This window comes from Acidovorax sp. NO-1 (assembly GCF_000238595.1).
Classification (GTDB): Bacteria; Pseudomonadota; Gammaproteobacteria; order Burkholderiales; family Burkholderiaceae_C; genus Acidovorax.
Genome location: NZ_AGTS01000143.1, coordinates 76,580 through 99,306, shown reverse-complemented (window position 1 = coordinate 99,306; position 22,727 = coordinate 76,580). Strand labels below are relative to the sequence as shown.

The window sequence follows — 22,727 nt, the reverse complement described above, 5'->3', positions numbered from 1 at the left end:
CGCCGCCGCTCAGAATTTGAGCGAGTGCATGCCCAGCAACCCCAGAATCCCCATGATGATGAGGTACAGCGCCACAATGGTGCTGAGCAGGCGGGGCATCACAAGAATCAGAATGCCGGCGATCAGGGATACCAGCGGGCCGATGCTGAGGGTGAAGGTCATGGTGAAGCAATCCTTGAGATGTGAATGACGGGTACACCGAGGCTACGGCACACCGAACGCCGACGAATGTAAGCCATCTTCCCGTTCCAGCCCGAACACCAGGCTGGCGGCAGCCGTCACCCCGCCATCCAATCACCATCACCTCGCCATCGGCCACGCAGCCGCCCGACGAACCGGGCGCACCACCTCGTCAGACATTGAATTTCTGGCGCGCCTTGCGGACGAAATCGTTGGTATAGGTGCGCGACAGGTCCACCCTGGCGTCCCCGAGTTCGGGGTGCGCCCTTGACAGCGCGCGCAACGCGGTGGCCGCACCATCATCGGGCATCATGCCGTTGGTCGAATAGGTTTCACGCACCCGCCCAAAAGCTGCCAGATACAGGCCACGGTCTCCCATGAGGTAGGCCGGCGGCACCGCTTTCACAAGGTCCGCAGGGGCAGCCGTTTGCAGCCACTTGAGGGCATGCACGATACCGTTCGCCAATGCCTGGGCCTGGGCGGGCTGCTTGTGCACAAAGGCCTGTGGTGCATAGATGCAGCCAGCCGGCATGGCGCCACCCAACATGTCCTGCGCGGTCTTGAGCGACCGCATGTCTCCTGCAATGCGGGTGTCGGCCTTTTGCTCCAGCAGCGTCATGAGCGGATCTGCGTGGCACAGCGCATGGACCTGACCTGCGCGCAGCGCGTTCATGGCAGCCACGCCCGAACCCACACCCACATACGCCACGTCACCCGGGCCCATGCCTGCACGCGCCAGCAGCAGCGTGGCCGCCAGGTGCGTGGAGGAGCCGACCGAAGACACGCCAATGCGCCGCCCGCGCAGATCAGGCAAATCCTTGTAAGACGGCAGCGCGCGGAGCGACACCCCCAACGCCAGCTGCGGGGCACGCCCGAGCAGCACCAGCGAACGATAGGCCTGGCCGCGCACCTGCTGGCGGAGGGTGTGCTCGAACGCCCCGGCACAGACATCGGCCGTGCCCTCTTGTACGGCCTGCAGCGCCATCGCCCCGGCAGAGAAATCGCGCACCCGCACGTCCAGGCCCTCTGCCCGGAAGTAACCCAGCTGGTCAGCCAGTGCCAGAGGGAGGTGGTACAGCACCCCCTGGCCACCCACTGCAATGGTCACCGCGCCCAGCGCCGGGACTTCGGGTTGTGCCGCGCGCACCACGGCGGGCAGGCACACCGCTGCCGCCGACAGGGCGGAAAGGGCACCAAAGGCGCGACGGGTCAGCGGAGATCGGTTCATGAACTGGGAAGAATGGGCTAATGCTGCACTGCAACAATCGTGCCGCAACGCGAGCGATCCCGCATCAGGGTGAATCCCACCGGGTTTCTACGTACCAGGCCCTCCGGCCTCGGGATCACCGGTATCCCAGAAACAGGATGGCGATGTTGACCAGAAACGCCGCGGCCCACACCGCGCTGCGCACGGTCGGCATGTCGGAGACATACATCAGGATGTAGAAGATGCGAAGCATCACGTACAGCAGCGCCAGCATGTCCAGCAGCGTCTGCCCTGCACCCAGCAGGTGCGCAATGATGACCGCACCGATGAAAAACGGCAAAGCCTCGAAACTGTTGGCCTGCGCGGCATTGGCACGGGCGCGCCAGTCGGCCTGCCGCGCCATCCATGCGCGGGGATCATGGTTGTCGTACCCGCCGTCCTTGAGCGACTTGCCAAAGCTGCCGCTCTTGGCCAGCCAGGCGCAACCGATGGGCAAAAGGGCCGCGATCAGCACGCACCAGTAAGCCACTGTGAACCGTGCGACATGCATGGTGGTATTCATTTTTAAGCCTTTTTGGGCTCCAGCGCTTGATAGTCAAGCGCCAGCAGCTATTAAATTGTGAGTATTCTAGCTGCGGCGGAGCCCGATTGTGCGAGCCCGCTGGCTACCGCCGGTCCACCAGCGCATGCGCAATCGTGCCCAGGTCCACGTACTCGAGCTCGCTGCCCACGGGCACACCGCGCGCCAGCCGGGTGACATGCACCCCCCGGCTCCTGAGAGCCTCGCTGATTACATGGGCGGTGGCCTCGCCTTCAGCATTGAAATTGGTGGCCAGAATGACCTCCTGCACCGTACCGTCCGTGGCGCGGTCCATGAGCTTCTGGATCCCGATTTCCTTGGGCCCGATGCCATCGAGCGGGCTCAAGCGGCCCATCAGCACGAAGTACAGACCCTTGAACGCGCCCGTACGCTCCAGCGCCGCCTGGTCGGCCGGCGTCTCCACCACACACAGCCGCGTGGCATCGCGCTCAGGATCGAGACAGGTGCTGCACACCTCGGCCTCGGTGAACGTGTGGCAACGCGCACAGTGGTGCACCGTGCCCACCGCCTCCGAGAGCGCCCGCGACAGGGCCAGCGCCCCTTCGCGGTCATGCTGCAGCAGATGAAACGCCATGCGCTGCGCAGACTTCACCCCCACCCCCGGCAAGCGGCGCAGCGCCTGGATCAGAACGTCGAGGGAGTTGGTGGTGGACATGGTAAGCAGGCGATGCGGATGAGCGGCCAGACAAGAGCGGTGCCAAGCTTCGACAGGCTCAGCCCGAACGGTGGTTGGGGCATTAAGCAAACTCTCACGAAGGCTTTCACACCCCGCCCTCAAGGGCGTAGCGAGCGCCTGCCAGGCTAGGCGGACGGAGCACAGCAACCGGAACGTACTTGCCTAGTACGTGAGGATTGCGAGCACCGCCCAACGACGCATGGCTGGCGCGCAGTAGCCAACCCTTAGAAAGGGAATTTCATGCCGCCGGGGAGGCCTGGCATGCCTTGGGTCAGCTTGCCCATCTTCTCCGCCGAAGTCTCTTCCGCCTTGCGCACCGCAGCATTGAACGCCGCCGCAACCAGATCTTCCAGCATGTCCTTGTCTTCGGCCAGCAGGCTCGGGTCGATGGTGATGCGCTTGACGTCGTGTTTGCAGGTCATCACCACCTTCACCAGGCCCGCGCCCGATTCACCCTCCACTTCGATGAAGGCCAGTTCGTCCTGGGCCTTCTTGAGGTTGTCCTGCATCGCCTGGGCCTGCTTCATGAGGCCAGCAAGTTGTCCTTTGTTGAACATGGTGTGATTTCCTTTGCTTTCTTTCTGGTTGATCGATTCCCACGAAGGGAGAGAGATTCGGTATCCGAGATGCACGGTATTGTGCTGTGCAATGTCAGCGGCCGTCGAAACTGGCTCACGCCAATCCGGTGCACTCGTGGAGCTGGCTTTGCCAGGCCACCGAGTGCGTCCCCCTCCCGCGAAGCGAGAGAGGGGGAAGGCGCCGCAGGCGACTCAGGGGGCGCTTCATCTCACGCAGGCTTGATGCTGCCCGGCACGATTCTCGCGCCAAGGTCGCGCACCAGCGACTGCACATAGGGGTCGTTGTTCACAATCTCCTCAGCACGGCGCTGGCGCTCGGCAGCGGCAGCGGCATTGCGGCGGGCGGGGCTGTCAATGACGTGGCCCACCTCCACACTGATCTGGGTGGCGTGGCCCGCAGCCTCCAGCGCGGCGCGCAGGCGCTCGCGTGCAGTAGGCTGGTTCAGCGACTCACGCTCCACGCGCAACAGCCAGTGGCCACCGTCGCGCGCCACCAGCTGCGATTGCAGGGCCAGCTCGCGCACCAGGGCGGTAATCGATTCTGCCGCCACCATCTGCTGCACGGTGGCATGCCAGACATCGCCCTCCTCGGTGGGCGTGTAGCGCGCAGAGACGGGCGTGGGGGCAGAAAGCGGCAGCGGTTGCAGACGCTCCCCTGGTTCGGGCGATTCACGCACCGGGATTGCTACATATTCAGGAGCGCCCTGCGCTTGCTGAGGTTGCGCTGGACGCTGATTTTGTCCAAATCTCTCGGGCGTACGCACCGGCAGTGCCGTGGCGGCGGAGTTTGCAGGTGATGCGGCACCCGGCTCTTCAGAACCTGGCCAGGGTGGTGGTTCCGAAGAGTCCACGGATTCGCCGGGTTCTGCAGAAATCTCCGGGGGCAATGCTGGCGCGGCACCTGTTGCAGGCGCTGCGGGAGGCACCGCCGGTGGCGCCTGGGGAACAGGCGCGGGCGTCGGCGCCGTTCGCGCCACGGGCGCTGGTACCGCCAAGGCAGCCGCTGCGGGAGCGGCACAAACCGCAACTGCTGGGCTGGAAGACGCCGCTTCAGCCCGCGTCAGAGTTTTTTTTTCAGCCGATTCGCCAACGCCGCCAACACCGCTTACAGGCTTGAACGCCAGCAAGCGCAGCAGCACCATGGTCAGTGCCGCGTACTCATCGGGCGCCAGGCCCAGTTCACCGCGCCCATGCAGGCACAGGCTGTAGAGCAGCTGGGTTTCGTCGGCAGGCATCAGCGCGGCAAGGCGGGCCGTTTCTGCGGCCTCGGGGTCGTCGGCATCCACGGTGCCTGCCATCTGGGGCACGGCCTGGAACACCGCCATGCACTGCAGCACGGCGCTCATTTCTTCGAGCGTAGAGGCGGCCGACAGGCCATTGAGACGCAGCGTGTCCGAGGTTTCCACCACGGTCTTGCCATCGCCCTCGGCCAACGCGCCGATGAGGCGGAACACGTAGGAGCGGTCCACCGCGCCCAGCATCTGGCGCACGGCGGCTTCCTGCAACTGGCCGCTGCCAAAAGCGATGGCCTGGTCGGTGAGCGAGAGCGCATCGCGCATGGAGCCACGCGCCGCGCGCGAGAGCAGGCGCAGGGCCTGGGGCTCGGACGATACGTTTTCCGATGCCAGCACCTGCGTGAGGTGCGAGAGCACGGTTTCGGGCGCCATCGGGCGCAGGTTGAACTGCAGACAGCGGCTCAGCACGGTCACCGGCACCTTCTGCGGGTCGGTTGTGGCCAGCACAAACTTGAGGTACTCGGGAGGCTCTTCCAGCGTCTTGAGCATGGCGTTGAACGCCGTGTTCGTGAGCATGTGCACTTCGTCAATCATGAAGACCTTGAAGCGGCCCTGCACTGGCTTGTAGACCGCCTGCTCCAGCAGGCTCTGCACTTCGTCCACACCCCGATTGGATGCGGCATCGAGCTCGGTGTAATCGGGAAAGCGGCCACTATCGATGTCCGTGCACGCCGAGCACCCGCCGCAGGGTGTGGCGGTGATGCCGCCCTGACCGTCGGGCCCCTGGCAGTTGAGCGATTTGGCCAGAATGCGCGACACCGTCGTCTTGCCCACACCCCGCGTGCCTGTGAACAGGTAGGCATGGTGCAGGCGCTGTGTGTTGAGCGCATTGGTGAGGGCCTGCACCACATGCTCCTGCCCCACCATTTCGGTGAAATTGCGGGGGCGGTACTTGCGGGCGAGCACGAGGTAGGACATCCGGCAGATTCTACGGGCTGTGCCGAGTGTCCTTCCAGCGCCCACGGCAGCGGGGCTGTTCAGAAAAGTGCATCCGCATCCGTCGTACAATCGACGGTGACGGGCCTCCTCGCATGGTGAAGCGGCCAACCGGGTCAGGTGGGGAACCAAGCAGCCCTAACTGTGGAGTCAGTGCCGGGGGTAAGGCTCGTCAACTTCTTTTTTTGCGCTGTCGCGCAGCCCCCTCCCAGCGGCGACATCCTTCGCGATGTCCCCTTGCCTGGCAAGGCCAGGCCCTTCGCCCCAGGCGCAAGCCCCTTTCGTTCAGCGAGCTCAAGCTCCGGCTGCTTGGCGCAGCCAGTGCAGCGCGCCCAACCCCGCCACACGGCCACTGGCCAAGCTGGCCGTGAGCAGATAGCCCCCGGTGGGCGCCTCCCAATCGAGCATTTCGCCCGCACAGAACACGCCCGGTAAGGCATGGGCCATGAGGTGCGTGTCCAGCGCCTCAAAAGCCACACCACCGGCGGTGCTGATGGCTTCGTCGATGGGCCGTGTGGCCACGACCGTGATGGGCAGTGCCTTGATGGCGTGCGCCAGAGCCACCGGGTCGTTCATGCCGTCCTTGCCCAGGTGTTCATACAGGATGCCCGCCTTGATGCCATCGAGCCCCAGACGGCTCTTGAGGTGGCTGGACAATGAACGTGATCCGCGTGGATGGCGCACTTCCACCAGCACGCGTTCCGGCGTGTGGTCGGGCAGCAAATCCAGATGAAAAGTGGCATGGCCGTGGGCCTCGATCTCATCGCGCAGCAGGTGCGACGCGGCGTAGACCAGGCTGCCCTCGACGCCCGTCGCTGTGGCCACGAATTCACCCCTGCGGCTGAATGTGCGGCCCTGGCTGTCGGTGAAAGCCAGCGCCACCGTCTTGAAGGGCTGGCCTGCAAAACGCTCGACAAAATGGGGCGTCCAGCCCACAGCGGGAACGGGGGTGCGGCCGATCAGCTCCTGCAAGAACGCGCGGCGCGTCTCACCCGCCGGCGCATCGGCGCGCAGCACGTCAAAACCACAGTTGGAGGGCCGCAGCGGCGCCACGGCCACACCGCGCTGCGCCAGCAGCGGCACCCAGGCACCATCCGACCCCAGGCGTGCCCAGCTGCCGCCGCCCAGCGCCAACACCACCGACTTGGCGGCCACTGGCACCTCGCCCGCAGGGGCTGCAAAACGCAGGGCACCGTCGTCCGACCAGCCCAGCCAGCGGTGTCGCATGTGGAACACCACGCCCTGCCCGCGCAGGCGCTGCAACCAGGCGCGCAGCAGGGGCGCGGCCTTCATGTCGGCGGGGAACACGCGGCCGGAGGTGCCCACGAAGGTCTCTACACCCAGGCCTTGCGCCCAGGCCCGGACCTCGGGCCCGCCAAATTCCTGCAGCAAAGGTTCCAGCTGAGGCTGGCGCTCTGCATAGCGGCTGACAAACGGAGCATGGGGCTCGGAATGTGTGAGGTTGAGCCCGCCCTTGCCCGCCAGCAGAAATTTGCGCCCCACCGAAGGCATGGCGTCAAACAGATGAACGGCCACCCCCGCCTGGGCCAGCACCTCGGCCGCCATCAGGCCCGCCGGGCCACCGCCGACGATGGCCACATCGCACCGCAAAGTCCCCGCAGAGAGGGCTGGTGCGACGGGTGAATCGGAAGGAGAAAGGGTGTGAGACACGGGAGAACCTTGCTAAAAGTGGGGGCGTTGCGCGGGTTGGAGGCCCTGGGTGCGGGTCAAAACAAAGAGCCTTGCGCAGAATCTGAAGGCCCCGGCGCGGGGCGTGGACGCTCGGGCTTTGCTAAGGCATCCGGCGCAGCGGGGGCGAGAGTATGCCCGACGGCGGCAGGGGTGGGCCCGCCCCCTGCCCGCACCAAACGCCCATCGCCTGTGAGGAAGGCCGCGTGCACGGCCTCGCCCGGCATCAGGGCCTGTACGGCTTCTTGGTAGCGCTGCAGTTGCGCCACCAGCGCTTGCTGGCGCTGAGGCTGGGCGGCGCTTTTGTAGTCGAGCACCCACCAGCCTGCCACGGCGTCATCTGCAGACAGGGCACGGCGCAGCACCAGCCGATCGATGCGCAGGCTTTGGCCCTGGTAATGCAGCGGGGCTTCGTTGATGGCGGTCTGCACCTGCTCCGGGTCCCACGCCCAGGCGCCCTCCCCGGCCAGGATGCCCTGTGCCATGCGGGCCGCCAACTCGGCCGCTGCAGGGGCAATGTCGTGGTCGCTGCCCAGCCTTGCAATGCGCGCAGCAGGCCAGCCGTGGGTGCGCAGGTCGGCCAGCGGGGCACCGGCCACACCGGCCTGCTCCAACAGTTGGTGCATGGCGTCGCCCTGGCGTGACAGGGGGGTGGACTCGGCGTCGCCAGGCATGGCCACGGGCGTAGCACTGGTGGGGTCGGCAGCTGCAGCACCAGGTTTGGTGCGGGCGCTTTGCAGGGCTTCGGGCAGGGGGTGCAGCGCGGCGATGGTGAAGGTGTCGGGGGTAGCACCGGCTCCAGCGGAAGACGCTGGGGCCGCGCCCGCGTCCACCTCGGTCACCAGTGGTGCCAGTCGGTTCCACCAGCTGCCCGGCGCCGAATTGCCGGGTTGCACGGACGACAGCGCCAGGCAATGTTTGGCGCGCGTCATGGCCACGTAGAGCATGTTCAGCTCCTCGCGGCTGCGGGCCTGCTGCTCGGCGGCGAGCGCGGCTTCTGCGCTGGGCGGTGGGTTCGATTCGCTGGCCAAAAAGACGAAGGCCGACGGCACGGCCTGCTCGCCAGGCCAGTCCAACAGCACGCCCATGGTCTCGGCCTTTTGCGGGCGGGTGTCGGTGTCGAGCAGCAGCACGCAGTCGGCCTCCAGCCCCTTGGCGCCGTGCACCGTCAGCAGGCGAACGGCCTGCGCATCCGCCCGGCCGGGCGCGCGCACGCCGCCCTTCTTCATGGCCCGCACAAACGCATAGGGCGTGAGGTAGCGGCCGCCGTCGTGCTGCAGCGATGCCGCCAGCAGCGCGCGCAGGTTGGCCTGCACTGCCTGGCGCTGGGTGACCGGGGCAGCAGCGGCGAAGCGGGCCAGCACGTCGCCGTGCTCGTAGATGGCATGCAGCGCATCGTGCGGCGGCAGGCCACTCACCCAGCCTTGGTATTGAGTCAAAACAGGTCCCAGCGCTTTCAAATCAAGCGCAAGCAGCTCATTTTTTAATAGCAACTCAAACCAACTGCAGCCCGCATGTTCCGGCTGGCGGCGCAGCACGGCCAGGGCCACCAGGGCGTCGTCGCCCAGGCTGAAAAGGGGCGACTTGAGCGCGCGGGCCAAAGACAAGTCGTGTGTGGGCGAAACCAGCACGTCGAGCAGCGCCACCATGTCCTGCACCTCGGGTGCGTCGAACAGGTCAGCCTTTTCGGGCTGCACGCAGGGCAGGTGCAGAGCGCGCAGGGCGTCTTGCATGCTGGCGAGGCGGTCGCGCTTGCGGGCCAGCACCAACACCTCTTTGGGCGGGGTGCCGCTGGCGATCTGCGCGGCCACCCAGGCGGCGGCCTGCGTGCACTCGCGCATGCGCTGGGTTTCTTCGGCCTCGTGGCGGGGTTCGGTCAGGCTATCGCGCCAGGCCAGGGGGTCGCGGCCTGCGCCTTGGCTGTCGTCGTCCGCGTCGGTGATGGCGGGCAGGCGCAGCAGCTGGCCCGCGTGTTTGGATTCGGTGGTGTGGTCGCGGAAGCCGCTGGTCTCTTGCTGCGCCTGGGCCTGGCCCATGACGGCGTTGACCGCGGCAATCACGCCCTGTGCGTTGCGGCGCGTGTGGTCGCAGCTGAGCAGGTCGCCGCGCAGCCCATCGCGGACAAACGCCTGCGCAGCGATGAACACCTGTGGTTCGGCGCGGCGAAAGCGGTAGATGCTCTGCTTGGGGTCGCCCACGATGAACACGCTGGGCGCGGCCGAACCACCGCCCGAGCCCGCGTAGCCCGACAGCCACGCGTGCAGCGCCTGCCACTGCAGCGGGTTGGTGTCCTGGAACTCATCGACCAACAGGTGGCGGATGCGCGCGTCCAGCCGCTCCTGCACCCAGCCACTGAGCACCGGGTCGGCCAGCATGACCAGGGCGGTGCGCTCCACGTCATTCATGTCCACCCAGCCATGCTGCTGCTTGACGGCCACAAACTGCGCAATCAGGCAACGCGCCAGCCGGGCCATGCGCTGCTGGTGTTGCCAGGCCTCGTGCTGGCGGCGGGCGGTGAGCAGGCGCTGCAACTCGGGCTCGGCCTCCTGGGCGGCGGGGAACTTCTCCAGGTTCTTGGAGAGGCGGTCTTCCTTGGCCACAAACATCGCCTTGCGCAGCATGTCCAGGCGCTGGTTCAGGTCGGTGCAGGCCAGCGCGTCGATGATGGCGTCCGCCGCCTTCTGCGGGGTCTTGTTGGCCTCGGCGCCCAGGGTGCTGGCGCGGCTGCGCCAGCGTTGCAGGGCGGCTTCGGTCTGCAGGGCCTCAGCGGGCTCGGCCAACGCGGCCAGATCGGGGTACGCGAGCTGGAAGGGTGGCACCGACGCATCCACCACGCCTGCCTCATCGGCCAGATCAAACTCCACCCGCTTGGCCAGCGCCGCTGCCAGGGCCTTGTGGGTTTGCGAGCGGCCGTGGCGGGCCACCACGGCTTCGTAGTCGGCGCGCAGGCTGGCGCTCTCGGCCACGGTCTGCAGGAACGGCGGCCAGACTTCGCGCACGGCCTCGGCATCGTCTTCGAGCAGCTCAAAGTGCGCGGGCAGGCCCTGTTGCTGCAGCAGTGCCAGCGGTGCTGTGCCCAGCAGCGCGGCAAACCAGCTGTGGAAGGTGCGAATCTGCACCGGGCGGCCCGCTTCGAGCAGCTGGCGGTATAGATTTTGTAGCGCCTCGCGCTTTTCCAGCGCGCCTTGGGGGCTTATTCCGCGTGCAATCAGCTCGGCGGTGAGCTCCTCCAGCGGCTTGTGGCTGAACTGCTCCAGCCACTCCTGCAGGCGCTGGCGCATTTCGCCTGCGGCCTTTTTGGTGAAGGTGATCGCCAGGATTTCGTGCGGCGCGCAGCCGTCGAGCAGCGCGCGCAGCATGCGCGAGACCAGCATCCAGGTCTTGCCCGCGCCCGCGCAGGCCTCCACCGCCACGCTGCGGGCGGGGTCGCAGGCAATGGCGTAGAAGGCCTCGCGCGAGACGGGGCGGCCGTTGTGTTCGTAGGCGGCCTGGGTGGGTTGTGGAATGCTGACGGTCATGGCGTCTCTTGCGCGGGCAACGCCTGTTCAGCGTCCGCCCAGTAGTCTTTGCGGCACAGGCCGCGCACGGCGCAGAACTCGCACACCGAGCCCTCGCCCAGCGCGGGCAGCGACGCACCGGCGGCGATGCGGGCGATGTCGTGCTGGATGCCTTCGATGAGCACATCGCGCAGGTGCACCACTTCGTCCTGTTCGTGCATTTGCGTCTCGCCGCGCTCGCCCACGTTGACGTAGGCAGCGCGCAGGGTGTCGTGGCTCAGCAGGGCGGCGTAGAAGGCCAGTTGCGTGTCCTCCGCTCCGCTCTTGATGCGCTGGCGGGTCACGCTGTCGCTTTCGGTTTTGTAGTCGATCACCAGCACCGTGGGCTCGCCGGTGGACGAGACGCCGTCAATGCGGTCGATGGTGCCGACCAGTTCCAGATCGCCCAGCGGCTGGCGGGCCTTGACCTCGGCCTGGCGGAACATCGCGCCCTGCTGCTCATGCCCTGCCAGCCATTGCAGGTAGCCGTCGCGCAGTTGCGCCCAGCCTGCGGCAAAGGGCAGAAAGTCTCCGTCTTGCAGCCGTTGCTCGCGGGTGACAGCCTCGGCGGCGGCGTCCATGCGGTTGCGGCGCTCGTCCACGTGGTCGGTGGGCTCGGCCAGCAACGCCTCGTGAAAGTGTTGCAGCACGGCGTGCAGCCAGTTGCCAAAGTCGCGCTTGTCCACTTCGGCATCCAGTTCGTCGGCCTCGCGCAGACCCAGCTGGCGCTGGGCAAAGAAGCGGTACGGACAATGGCGCAGGTCGGAATACGCGGTGGACGACAGGTGCGCCACCGGCAGCGCCTGGCCCACGGGCTGGGGACGCAGCGTGGGGGTGGCGGCCACGGCACGGGCCGCACGGTCGTCCGTGCCGGGTGTAGCGGCGCCATCCAGTTGCAGGGCCAGCACCAGGGCGCTGGCCAACAGGGGCTCGCCGCCCTCGTCGCCGGTGCGCCACAGCACGTCCACCACGGGCGTGCGCAGGGCTTGGGCCCAGGCGGCCCGCTGGGCGGCCTCCAGCGACTGGCGTGTGGGCAGGCCCCAGGCCTCGCGCTGGGCCTGCGACCAGTCGCCTGATGGTTCAGGTGCGGCTTGCAGACGCTTTTCATCGCAGCCCGGCAGCACGGCGGCGGCAAAGGGGCGAGCCAGCAGTTGCGGCAGGGGCACCACCACCACGGGCGCATCGGCGGCCTGGGTGGCCACGTAGCGCCCGGCTTCGAGCACGTCCTTGGCCCAGCGGGTGAATTCGGCCAGTGTCATGCGCCGGCCCGCGCTGTCGCCCCAGGCGTCCAGCTCGGCCTGCTGGCCGTCTTGCAGGCGCAGGGCAGCCAGCACACGCATGCCGGCCGGGTCGGCCGAGAGTCCTTGCCACTGGCCCGCCTGCTCCAGCACGGCGCGCAGGGCGGGCAGCCACTGCGCCAGCGGGCGCGCAGTGCGCAGGGTGTCACGCCAGGCCTCCACCGTGGCCACTGCGCGGGCCAGGTGGGGCTGGGCGCTCAGGTCGCGGGCGGCAGCAGCGGTCCAGTGCTGCACCACGCCCTTGCGCAGCCATTGCTCCAGCCGATTCACATCGCCCGGCATCAGCGCAGGGGTGTGTTTGATCCAGTCCAGCACCGCGTTGGAAGAGGCGTTCCACGCCGCAGCCTGCAGCGCGGCCATGACCCGCGAAGCGGCGCGTGTGGTCGAGAGTATCCAGCCACTTTCATCGCGCACCAGCACGCCGCTGCTGTCCAGGTGAGCGAGCACGCGGCGGATCAGTGCGCGGTCGGTGGCGGCCAGCGCGACGGGCACCCGGCCATCTCGCACGTGGGCCAGCACGCAGGCAGCGGCGCGGTGGGCTTCGTCTTCGGCATCGGTGGCGGCATGCAGAGAGCGTTTTGGCGGCGCGGGAGCTTCATCGACCAATGCTGGCAGCGCAACACAAGCCCCCTGCTCGCACCAATGGGCCAGCAGGGCCTGGGGCAGCGCGTCGGACTGAAAGCCTTCGAGCACCACCAGCGCATCCACCGCCGCGCGCACACCGGGCTCGAACAGCACATCGGTGGCGTGGCGTGAGGCCAGCACCCATTCCAGCGCCAGGCGCGCCACCAGGGCCTCGTAATGCAGACTGCTGCCTTCATCGGCGGTGGCCAGCAGTTTACGGGCCTCGTCGCCCCAGGCCGCGCGCTGCGCCGGGGGCACAGCGGCCACGGCGGGGGCCAGTTGGGCGGCGGCTTCTTGCAGGGGCGTGGCCAGCATCTCGCGCTGGGCGCCCTGCCCCACACGATCGAGCAAGGCGCGCGCCGTGAGGGTGTCGCGCGCCACGTCGCCCGCAAAGTCGTCGGCCGAAGGCTCAAACACCTGCAACTGGCGGGCCCAGTTGCGGGTGGTTTCAAAGCGCGGCGCAAAGCCTTGCGGAAACTGCAGCGCCCAGTGGCGCTGGGCCCAGGGCATGAGCTGGGCGTAGGGCACCAACACCACTGTGCGCGCCAAATGGGCGCCATGGGCCTGGGCATGTGCGGCCACCAGGGCCAGAGCACGTTGCCACAAGGCGGTGCTGGCGACAGCAAACCCACTGGTTTGATCGCTTTTCGCTATGACTGTCATAGCGTCGCAAGGCCCGGCCACACCGGTGAACGTGGGATTGGTTTCTGTCACAATGCCCAGACTTTAAACGTACACCGGTCACAACCCGCTCAAAATCAAGGAATCCGCCATGGCCAGCGAACTCATCAAACATGTCTCTGACGCCAGCTTTGAAGCCGACGTGCTGCAACCCGGCTCCGCCGTGCTGGTGGACTACTGGGCCGAATGGTGCGGCCCCTGCAAAATGATTGCCCCCATCCTGGACGAAGTGGCAGGCACCTACCAGGGCAAGCTGCAGATCGCCAAGATGAATGTGGACGAAAACCGCGAGATCCCCGCCAAGTTCGGCATTCGCGGCATTCCCACACTGATGCTGTTCAAGGACGGCCAGCTGGCCGCCACCAAGGTCGGCGCCATGAGCAAGGCGCAACTGACCGCCTTCATTGATCAACAACTCGCCTGATCCGCACCCACAACCCCGCGCCTGCCCCCATGCACGCGGGGTTGTCTGTTTTCACGACACCTATTGCAGCGCCAGACACAGACCGAATTCGGATCCCGTGAATCTCCCGCTTTTTTTCCTGTCATAATTCCTTCAGATCACCGGCCTGCACGCATTGGCAGCCGGACCGAGATCCCCGGCGCGCCGGATCTGCAAACAGCAGTCCATCCGGCACCAGCCCTCCTCCCCCAGATTCATACCCGCTCCGCCAAGGAGTCATTCCATGCACTTAAACGAACTCAAGGCACTGCACGTGTCTGAAGTCCTGAAGCAGGCCGAAGAACTCGAAATCGAGAACACCGGCCGGATGCGCAAGCAGGAGCTGATGTTTGCCATCATCAAGAAGCGCGCCAAGGCGGGCGAGCAGGTATTTGCCGATGGGGTTCTGGAAATCCTGCCCGACGGATTCGGCTTTCTGCGCAGCCCCGACACCAGCTTCACGGCCAGCACGGACGACATCTACATCTCGCCCAGCCAGGTGCGCCGGTTCAATCTGCACACGGGTGACATGATTGAAGGCGAAGTGCGCACGCCCAAGGATGGCGAGCGCTACTTTGCCCTCACCAAGCTCGACAAGGTCAACGACGGCCCGCCCGAGCAGAACAAGCACAAGGTGATGTTCGAAAACCTCACGCCGCTGTTCCCCAAGGAGCACATGCGGCTGGAGCGCGACATCAAGAGCGAAGAGAACATCACCGGCCGCATCATCGACATCATCGCGCCCATCGGCCGCGGCCAGCGTGCGCTGATCGTTGCCCCGCCCAAGAGCGGCAAGACGGTGATGATGCAGCACATCGCCCACGCCATCACGGCCAACAACCCCGACGTGCACCTGATGGTGCTGCTGGTGGACGAACGCCCTGAAGAAGTGACCGAAATGCAGCGCACCGTCAAGGGCGAAATCATTGCCTCGACCTTCGACGAGCCCGCCGCCCGCCACGTGCACGTGGCCGAGATGGTGATCGAACGCGCCAAGCGCCTGGTCGAACTGAAGAAGGACGTGGTGATCCTGCTGGACTCCATCACCCGCCTGGCCCGCGCCTACAACAACGTCGTGCCCTCCAGTGGCAAGGTGCTGTCAGGCGGTGTGGACGCCGCCGCACTGCAGCGCCCCAAGCGCTTCTTTGGCGCCGCACGCAAGGTCGAGGAAGGCGGCTCGCTCACCATCATCGCCACGGCACTGGTCGATACCGGCAGTCGCATGGACGAAGTGATCTTTGAAGAATTCAAGGGCACGGGCAACTGCGAAATCCACCTGAACCGCCGCCTGTATGAAAAGCGCGTGTTCCCCGCCATCGAACTCAACAAGAGCGGCACGCGCCGCGAGGAACTGCTGCTGGCGCCCGAGATCCTGCAAAAGACCCGCATCCTGCGCCAGTTCATGTACAACATGGACGAAATCGAATCGATGGAGCTCATGATCAAGAACATGAAGGCCACCAAGACCAATGTGGACTTCTTCGACATGATGCGACGCGGAGGGTGACAACCCCCTGAGGCGCTTTCGCGCCTTCCCCCTTCTCTCGAATTGCTACGCAATTCGGGAAGGGGGACACCGCCAGCGCGGCGGGGCGGCCCTTGCGCGGCGGTTCTGGCCAAGGCCTTGCCAGTTTCAGCCGTTACGGGCCGTCGCGAAAATGCCATCAAACCGCCTGTGCAATAATAGAGGGCTTTTTCTGCGGAAAGTACGTTGGATGCTCCACGGCGCAAAGGTTGCTCCGGGTTCAGCGCGGCTCCCGCACTTGACAAGGATTGATCATGAAAGAAGGCATTCACCCCAACTACCGCGAAGTCCTGTTCTCGGACCTGTCCAACGGCTTCAAGTTCGTGACCCGCTCGTGCGTGAACACGAAGGAAATGGAAACCTTCGAAGGCAAGGAATACCCGCTGTTCAAGCTGGACACCTCCTCTGAATCGCACCCCTTCTACACCGGCACGCAAAAGTCGGTGGACAACATGGGTGGCCGCGTCGAGCGCTTCCGCAACCGTTTCGGCAAGACCGCCGCGAAGTAATTCGCGCTTGCGTCCCCGCCATAAAGGCAGCCCGGGCAACCGGGCTGCCTTTTTGTTTGGTTTTGCCCTTATTCTCGGTGGCTTCGCTTGTGCCACCGCCTGACGCGTGAATCTACCCACTCCCGCCATCGTTACCCAGAACGCTGTCAGCCCCCTGCCGCGCTGGGCGTTGATTCTGCTGTGCATTGCCTACGTCGTTCCCGGCTTTGTGGGGCGTGACCCCTGGAAGAGTGCGGATGTCACGGCGTTCGGATACATGCTGGAGCTGGCCCAGGGCCGCACTCCCTGGCTGAACCCGCTGCTCGGCGGCATGCCCCCCGACACCGAAGGGCTTTTGCCGTACTGGCTGGGCGCTTGGGCCCTCCAGCTGGCGCCCACATGGGTTACCGCCGACATGGCCGTTCGCCTGCCGTTTGCGTTCCTGCTGGTCATCACCCTTGCGGCCACCTGGTATGGCGTTTACTACCTCGCTCGCAGCCCTGGCGCCCAGCCTGTGGCTTTCGCGTTCGGGGGTGAAGCCACTCCCGCCGACTATGCCCGCGCTATTGCTGACGGAGGCTTGCTGGCGCTGATTGCCTGCCTGGGCCTCGCGCAGCTATCGCATGAAACCACGGGTTATGTGGTGCAGCTGAGCTGCACAGCAATGGTGTTCTTCTCTGTGGCGGCCATGCCCCACCGCACCGTTGCGCCCGCCCTCGCGCTGGTCACGGGGATGGTCGGTCTGACATTGGCGGGGGGGCCGGCGCTGGCGGCGCTGCTGGGCTTGGGCAGTATGGCGGTGGTGGTGTGGGCGCCCGGCAGTGACACCGACCATCGCTGGCGCTGGGCACTGGCCGTGGCTTCGGTGACCTTTGTGGCCGCCCTGATCGCATGGGGGCTGGATCTTTGGGGGTGGCGAATTGTCGATTCCGGCTCCGGCGGCAAGGAATGGCAGAGCCTGGCGCGGCTTCTGCTGTGGTTTGGATGGCCGGCCTGGCCCCTGGCGCTGTGGACGCTCTGGCGCTGGCGCAAGCAGATCATCAGCGCCCAGGGGCACCGTCACCTGCTGCTCCCGCTGTGGTTCTCGGCGGTGTCCATCGCAGCCACCCTCACCACGCGCCCGGCAGACAGGGCCTTGCTGCTGGGCTTGCCGGCGTTGGCGGCACTGGCAGCGTTTGCGCTGCCCACCCTGAAGCGCAGCGTGGGGGCGCTGATCGACTGGTTCACGCTGCTGTTCTTCACCATTTCTGCGCTGGCGATCTGGGTGATCTGGATTGCCATGCAGACCGGCGTGCCCGCCAAGCCTGCGGCCAATGTGGCCAAGCTGGCCCCGGGTTTTGTGCCGCAGTTTTCGGCCCTGGCCCTGGTGGTGGCCCTGGCCGCTACGGTGGGCTGGTTCACTCTGGTGTGGTGGCGCGCGTCACGCAACCGGGCGCCCATCTGGAAGAGCCTGGTGCTGCCCGCCAGCGGCGCTGCGCTGGGCTGGCTGCTGCTGATGACCCTTTGGCTCCCGCTGCTGGATTACGCCCGCAGTTACCGCGCCCAGATCAGCGGCGTGACGGCGGCGCTGGGCACATCGCCAGGGTGTGTGCAGACCGTGGGACTGAGCCGCTCGCAGGTGGCAGCGTTGCAATACCATGGCGACCTCGTCCTGCAGCGCGCGGGCCTGCAGGACGAGTGTGACTGGCTGGTGGCCGATATCGCCTCCTGGCCTGCTTCAGAGCGCATGGTGAATGCAGCGCATTGGGAGGCCCGCGCCAAGATCGCCCGACCGACCGACAAGAACGAGCATCTTCTGGTGTTCCGCCGTGTGGCATCTGCACGCTGATGCCCGCATGACATCGGCGTAATGTCAGAGCTGTCGACCATTTCGCGCCACGCCATCACGGTGCTGGCGGGGCAGCTGGCGGTAATGGCGTTTGGCGTGACGGACACCATCGTCGCCGGGCGCCACGGAGAGGCCTCGCTTGCCGCTTTGTCGGTGGGCAGCGCGATTTTCATCAGCGTGTATGTGGCGCTGATTGGCGTTTTGCAGGCGCTGCTGCCCGTGTGGGCCGAGCTGCGCGGTGCCCGGCAGACCGATGGCGTGGGACGGTCGCTGCGGCAGTCGCTGTATCTGTGCGCAGCAGCCTCGCTGGTGGGCATGGCCATCCTGTTGTCCCCGGGGCCCCTGTTGCGCTGGACCGAGGTACCGCCAGCCCTGCGCACAGAGGTGGAAAATTACCTCGCCGTGCTCGCCCTGGCGCTGCCACCGGCCCTGCTCTTTCGCATCTACAGCACCCTGAACCAGGCGCTGGGCAGGCCCCAGCTCGTCACCTGGCTGCAGGTGGGCTCACTGTTCATCAAGCTGCCGCTCTCGGTCTGGTTCACCTTTGGTGGCGCAGGCCTGCCCGCGCAGGGCGTGGTCGGCTGCGCCTGGGCGACCCTCGTGGTCAACTGCAGCATGCTTGCGCTGGCCTTCTGGCTGCTGCGCACGCAAGACATCTATGAGCCCCTGCGCATATGGCGCCGCATGGAGCCCCCGCACTGGCCCACGATTGCGGGATTTGCCCGCCTGGGCATTCCGGCCGGGCTGGCGGTGATGGTGGAAGTGACCTCGTTCACGCTGATGGCGCTGTTCATCGCGCGCCAGGGCACCACCTCGGCGGCGGCCCACCAGATCGCCGCCAACGTGGCGGCGGTGCTGTACATGGTGCCGCTGTCACTGGCCATTGCCACCAGCGCCCGCGTCAGCTACTGGCTGGGTGCGGGCAATCCGGCACAGGCCCGCAGGGTGGTTTTTATAGGTTTCAGGCTCGCAGCGCTTATGGGTATTGCGCTGGCAGCTATTTTATTAATAGCAAAAAATCACATCGGCAGCATCTACTCTGCCAACCCCGCGGTGGTGGCCCTGACGGGCGGGGTCCTGGTGTGGGTGGCGGCCTATCACGCAGCCGATGCACTGCAGACGCTGTGTGTATTTGTGCTGCGCTGCTACCGCATCACCGTGGCGCCACTGGTGGTGTACTGTGTGTTGCTGTGGGGTGCGGGCCTGGGGGGCGGCTACCTGCTGGCCTACGAAGGACTGGGCCCCTGGGCCGCAGCACCATCGCCCACCCCCTTCTGGGCAGCAAGCGCTGCGGCGCTGTGGGTCACGGCAGCGCTGTTCCTGGCGATGCTGTGGCGTGCCATCAGCCCGGCAGGGCAAAGCCACGCAAACGGTTGGCCGGGAAGGTGACCGAGAACACCGAGCCCTTGCCCAAGGTGCTGGTGATGTCCAGCGTGGCGCCGTGGCGCTGCACCACATGCTTGACGATGGCAAGCCCGAGGCCCGTGCCCCCGGTCTCGCGCGAACGGCTGCGGTCGACCCGGTAGAAGCGCTCTGTCAACCGTGGCAGGTGTTCGGGCGCAATGCCCGGCCCCGTGTCCTGTACGGAAAAGACCGCGCTGCCATCTTCCTTGCGGGTCCACGCCACCGTGATCATCCCGCCCGCAGGGGTATAGCGCACGGCGTTGTTGATGAGGTTCGACAGGGCGCTCTGCAATTCGGCGGGCACACCAGCAATGTCCCCCTCGGCATGCAAGGCGTCCGTCGACGGGAACACCATGGCATGGGGGCGCTGCTGGGTCTGGGTCACCAGCGCGGACAACGCGCGGCCCTCCTCCTCGCAGCGCTGCAGCAGCGCCTGCACTGGCGTCCACTCGGCCATGCCGGGCGGCGGGCTGCCCTCCAGGCGCGACAGCGTCAACAGGTCCTGCACCACACTTTGCATGCGCAGCGCCTGCTGGGCCATCATGCCCAGGTAGCGGGAACGTTCGTCGGCACTCAGGGGCAGGGTTTGCAGCGTTTCCACAAAACCGGTCAGCACCGTCAGGGGCGTGCGGATCTCGTGGGACACATTGGCCACAAAATCGCGCCGCATGGCCTCGGCCTGCTCCAGTGCCGTGACATCGCGTGACAGCAGCAAGGTGCGCCCATCGCCATAAGGGTGCAGGTGGACCGAGATGCGCACCGGTCGCGACGGCGTGCTGAAGCGCCCCTCCAGCACCACGTCGTGGGAGAAGTCCTGGGCGGCATAGTAGGCCGTGAACTCGGGGTCGCGCACCAGGTTGCCAATCGACTGCATCACATCGCGCTGCGCATCAAACCCGAACTGGCTCGCGGCGATCTGGTTGCACCATTCGATGCGGCCCTGCCCATCGAGCAGCACCACGCCATTGGGCGTGGCCTGCAGCGCGGCCAGGATTTCCTGCAGGCGGTCCTGGCTGTCGCGAATCTGTGCTTCCTGCCTGCGCAGCAGGCGCCGTGCGCGGTCTGCCGCCTCGCCCCAGATGCCACGCATGGCCGGGACTTCAGTCAGGTCGCCCGCGCGCAGCCAGCGCAGCACACGTGCGCCGCGCAGCAGATCCCAGACAAACCACGCCCACGCCGCCAGGGCGGCGCCCAGAGCCGCGCCCCAGGGACCACCCTGCCACCACCAACCCAGCCCTCCACCGGCTATCTGCCAGAGCAGGAAATACGAAATACGCCACAGCATGCCGTCAGCAACGCCTTCTCATAAAAGCAGGGGCGCACCCTTGTGCGCCCCATCCAGGACATCCGGCCCGCGCCCTCAAAACAGATTTACCCCGTTGCCAGAACCCTGCACGCTCAGGCCTGCAACTGAACCTGGGGCTGGGCGGTAAGCCGGTAGCCTGCGCCCCGCACGGTTTCCACCATCACAGAGGCGCTGCCCAGGGCCTCACGCAGCCGCTTGACGTGCACGTCCACGGTGCGCTCCTCGATGAACACGTGGTCACCCCAGACCTTGTCGAGCAGCTGGGAACGGCTGTGCACACGCTCGGCATGCTTCATGAGGAAGTGCAGCAGTTTGAACTCGGTGGGGCCCACCTTGAGCGGCTGCCCCTGGAACGTCACGCGGTAGGTGCCGGCATCAAGCACCAGCTCGCCAATGGTGACGCTGTCGCTGACCTGCTCGGGCGCCCGGCGGCGCAGCACGGCGCGGATGCGGGCCAGCAGCTCCTGCGTGGAGAAAGGCTTGGTGATGTAGTCGTCTGCGCCCGCATCCAGCCCGGCGATCTTGTCGGGCTCGTCGCCCCGCGCCGTGAGCATCAGGATCGGGATCGGCTTGGTACGGCTGTCAGCACGCCACTTGCGCGCCAGCGACAGGCCGCTTTGCCCCGGCAGCATCCAGTCGAGCAGGATGACATCCGGCAGCACGGCATCGAGCTCGCGCTGGGCAGAGTCACCGTCTTCCGCCCAGAAGGGCTGGAATCCGTTGTGCCGGAGATTGACCGCAATCAGCTCGGCAATGGCAGGTTCATCCTCGACGATGAGGACGCGTGGGAGTTTTCTCATAACGGTGCCAACGCCCTTTCTTACAAGACGGCCGACTCGATCTCGTCGAGGGCAGTGTGGCGCACATCCTTGCCCTTGACCAGATAGATGATCAGCTCGGCCACGTTCTTGGAATGGTCTCCGATGCGCTCGATGGCCTTGGCCAGGAACAGCAGGTCCAGGCTGGGCGAGATGGTGCGCGGGTCTTCCATCATGTAGGTGATGAGCTTGCGCACGAAGCCGTCGAACTCCTTGTCGATGAGGTCATCCTCTTTCAGGATGGCCACCGCCGCCTTGACGTCCAGGCGCGCAAACGCATCCAGCGTCTTGCGCAGCTGGCCAGAGGCCAGATCGGCTGCCGTGCGCAGGTCGCTCGAGGGCAGCGAGCGCGGTGCCCCGCCTTCTATGATGGAGCGCACCATGCGGGCCATCTTGTTGGCCTCATCACCCATGCGCTCCAGATTGGCCGTGGCCTTGGAGAAGGCCAGCAGCAGGCGCAGGTCGCGCGCTGTGGGCTGGCGGCGGGCGATGATGGAAGACAGCTCCTGGTCGATCTCGATTTCCATCGCATTGATGCGGGTTTCCATCGAAGCGACGGTTTCCACCGCCTCCAGGCTGAACTGCGACAGCGCATAAACCGCCTGGCGGATCTGCGACTCCACGAGGCCGCCCATCTCCATGACACGGGCGGAGACACTGTTGAGTTCGCTGTCGAACTGGGAGGAAAGGTGTTTGTCTGGCATTGGGTGTACAACCTCACGGTTATGAATCAAATATGGCTCCAGCGCTTATCCATCAAGCGCCAGTAGCTATAAATATAGTAGCAAACATCCATCAGCCGAAACGGCCTGTGATGTAGTCCTCGGTTTCCTTGCGCTCGGGCTTGAAGAAGATCTGCTCGGTGGCGCCGAACTCGATCATTTCGCCCAGGTACATGTAGGCCGTGTAGTCGCTGCAGCGCGCGGCCTGCTGCATGTTGTGCGTCACGATGGCGATGGTGTAGTCGTGCTTGAGCTCGTCGATCAGCTCTTCGATCTTGGCAGTGGACAGCGGGTCCAGCGCCGAGGTGGGCTCGTCCAGCAGCAGCACCGAAGGCTTGACGGCCACGCTGCGCGCGATGCACAGGCGCTGCTGCTGGCCGCCCGACAGCGACAGGCCACTCTGGTGCAGCTTGTCCTTCACTTCATTCCACAAGGCGGCCTTGGACAGCGCCCACTCCACGCGGTCGTCCATTTCGCTTTTGCTCAGGCTCTCGTAGAGCTTCACGCCGAAGGCAATGTTGTCGTAGATGGACATGGGAAACGGCGTGGGCTTCTGGAACACCATGCCGATGCGCGCGCGCAGCAGGTTGATGTCCTGCTTGGGGTCCAGAATGTCCTGGCCGTAGAAGTTGATGGTGCCTTCTGCACGCTGGCCGGGGTACAGGCTGTACATGCGGTTGAGCGTGCGCAGCAGCGTGGACTTGCCGCAGCCCGAGGGCCCGATGAAAGCGGTGACCTTGTGCTCGGCAATGTTGAGGCTCACGTTGCGCAGGCCCTGAAACTTGCCGTAGAAAAAGCTCAGGTTGCGCAGTTCCAGCGCGTTCTTGCTGGGGGTGAGGGTAGCGGTGGCGTTCATTGTCAAATCCTGAAAATGGAGGCTGTCTGGGTGTGTC

General features: G+C 66.0%; 18 protein-coding genes and 1 other RNA gene. 6 read left to right on the top strand and 13 right to left on the bottom strand.

Annotated features, from left to right (window positions below):
* Positions 1 to 9: 9 nt before the first annotated feature.
* From KYG_RS24070 to dnaX, 6 genes are all read right to left on the bottom strand, one after another.
* Positions 10 to 162: a DUF3096 domain-containing protein gene (locus tag KYG_RS24070; protein ID WP_008906770.1), complete on the bottom strand. Its 153-nt coding sequence runs from the start codon at positions 160 to 162 to the stop codon at positions 10 to 12.
* Between the two features lie 190 nt (positions 163 to 352).
* Positions 353 to 1,408 (bottom strand): ABC transporter substrate-binding protein, encoded by a 1,056-nt coding sequence (locus KYG_RS20120; RefSeq protein WP_008906769.1) that lies wholly within the window; start codon positions 1,406 to 1,408, stop codon positions 353 to 355.
* A gap of 115 nt (positions 1,409 to 1,523) precedes the next feature.
* Positions 1,524 to 1,949, bottom strand: a complete 426-nt coding sequence (locus tag KYG_RS20115) for an MAPEG family protein (protein WP_008906768.1) — start codon at positions 1,947 to 1,949, stop codon at positions 1,524 to 1,526.
* Positions 1,950 to 2,052: 103 nt separating this feature from the next.
* Entirely contained in the window at positions 2,053 to 2,643 is a 591-nt protein-coding gene (gene recR, locus KYG_RS20110) for a recombination mediator RecR (RefSeq protein ID WP_008906767.1), read from the bottom strand.
* A 245-nt stretch (positions 2,644 to 2,888) separates the two neighbouring features.
* The gene (locus KYG_RS20105; protein WP_008906766.1) at positions 2,889 to 3,221 is read right to left on the bottom strand and encodes a YbaB/EbfC family nucleoid-associated protein; all 333 of its coding nucleotides are present in this window, start codon (positions 3,219 to 3,221) and stop codon (positions 2,889 to 2,891) included.
* A gap of 230 nt (positions 3,222 to 3,451) precedes the next feature.
* A complete protein-coding gene (gene dnaX / locus KYG_RS20100; protein WP_008906765.1) occupies positions 3,452 to 5,455 on the bottom strand; it encodes a DNA polymerase III subunit gamma/tau in 2,004 nt (667 codons plus the stop codon).
* A gap of 98 nt (positions 5,456 to 5,553) precedes the next feature.
* Here dnaX and ffs point away from each other — a divergent pair.
* Positions 5,554 to 5,650: signal recognition particle sRNA small type (gene ffs / locus KYG_RS24065), an RNA gene on the top strand.
* Between the two features lie 117 nt (positions 5,651 to 5,767).
* On the opposite strand, the gene KYG_RS20095 is transcribed toward ffs, so the two are convergent.
* The 3 genes from KYG_RS20095 to KYG_RS20085 are packed head-to-tail and all read right to left on the bottom strand — an operon-like array spanning position 5,768 to position 13,283.
* Positions 5,768 to 7,144 carry a TIGR03862 family flavoprotein gene (locus KYG_RS20095; RefSeq protein WP_085942629.1) on the bottom strand — a complete coding sequence of 459 codons (1,377 nt, stop codon included), beginning with the start codon at positions 7,142 to 7,144 and terminating at the stop codon, positions 5,768 to 5,770.
* Positions 7,145 to 7,200: 56 nt separating this feature from the next.
* Entirely contained in the window at positions 7,201 to 10,680 is a 3,480-nt protein-coding gene (locus KYG_RS20090) for an exodeoxyribonuclease V subunit beta (protein ID WP_008906763.1), read from the bottom strand.
* A complete protein-coding gene (locus KYG_RS20085) occupies positions 10,677 to 13,283 on the bottom strand; it encodes a PD-(D/E)XK nuclease family protein (protein WP_008906762.1) in 2,607 nt (868 codons plus the stop codon). The genes KYG_RS20090 and KYG_RS20085 overlap by 4 nt, the downstream gene beginning before the upstream one ends.
* A gap of 109 nt (positions 13,284 to 13,392) precedes the next feature.
* Here KYG_RS20085 and trxA point away from each other — a divergent pair, with 109 nt between their 5' ends.
* The 5 genes from trxA (at position 13,393) to KYG_RS20060 (ending at position 18,973) form a co-directional block, all read left to right on the top strand.
* Entirely contained in the window at positions 13,393 to 13,725 is a 333-nt protein-coding gene (gene trxA / locus KYG_RS20080; protein ID WP_008906761.1) for a thioredoxin TrxA, read from the top strand.
* Positions 13,726 to 13,987: 262 nt separating this feature from the next.
* A complete protein-coding gene (gene rho, locus KYG_RS20075) occupies positions 13,988 to 15,250 on the top strand; it encodes a transcription termination factor Rho (protein WP_008906760.1) in 1,263 nt (420 codons plus the stop codon).
* A 272-nt stretch (positions 15,251 to 15,522) separates the two neighbouring features.
* Positions 15,523 to 15,777 (top strand): type B 50S ribosomal protein L31, encoded by a 255-nt coding sequence (locus KYG_RS20070; RefSeq protein ID WP_008906759.1) that lies wholly within the window; start codon positions 15,523 to 15,525, stop codon positions 15,775 to 15,777.
* 106 nt (positions 15,778 to 15,883) lie between these two features.
* A complete protein-coding gene (locus KYG_RS20065; RefSeq protein WP_034695545.1) occupies positions 15,884 to 17,584 on the top strand; it encodes a hypothetical protein in 1,701 nt (566 codons plus the stop codon).
* 21 nt (positions 17,585 to 17,605) lie between these two features.
* Entirely contained in the window at positions 17,606 to 18,973 is a 1,368-nt protein-coding gene (locus tag KYG_RS20060; RefSeq protein ID WP_008906757.1) for an MATE family efflux transporter, read from the top strand.
* On the opposite strand, the gene phoR is transcribed toward KYG_RS20060, so the two are convergent.
* The 4 genes from phoR to pstB form a co-directional block, all read right to left on the bottom strand.
* On the bottom strand, positions 18,927 to 20,273 hold the full coding sequence (phoR, locus tag KYG_RS20055) for a phosphate regulon sensor histidine kinase PhoR (RefSeq protein ID WP_008906756.1): 1,347 nt from the start codon (positions 20,271 to 20,273) through the stop codon (positions 18,927 to 18,929). The genes KYG_RS20060 and phoR overlap by 47 nt on opposite strands.
* Positions 20,274 to 20,386: 113 nt before the next feature.
* A complete protein-coding gene (gene phoB, locus KYG_RS20050) occupies positions 20,387 to 21,094 on the bottom strand; it encodes a phosphate regulon transcriptional regulator PhoB (protein WP_008906755.1) in 708 nt (235 codons plus the stop codon).
* A gap of 20 nt (positions 21,095 to 21,114) precedes the next feature.
* A complete protein-coding gene (gene phoU, locus KYG_RS20045; protein WP_008906754.1) occupies positions 21,115 to 21,816 on the bottom strand; it encodes a phosphate signaling complex protein PhoU in 702 nt (233 codons plus the stop codon).
* A 91-nt stretch (positions 21,817 to 21,907) separates the two neighbouring features.
* Positions 21,908 to 22,690 carry a phosphate ABC transporter ATP-binding protein PstB gene (pstB, locus tag KYG_RS20040; RefSeq protein WP_008906753.1) on the bottom strand — a complete coding sequence of 261 codons (783 nt, stop codon included), beginning with the start codon at positions 22,688 to 22,690 and terminating at the stop codon, positions 21,908 to 21,910.
* Positions 22,691 to 22,727 lie beyond the last annotated feature (37 nt).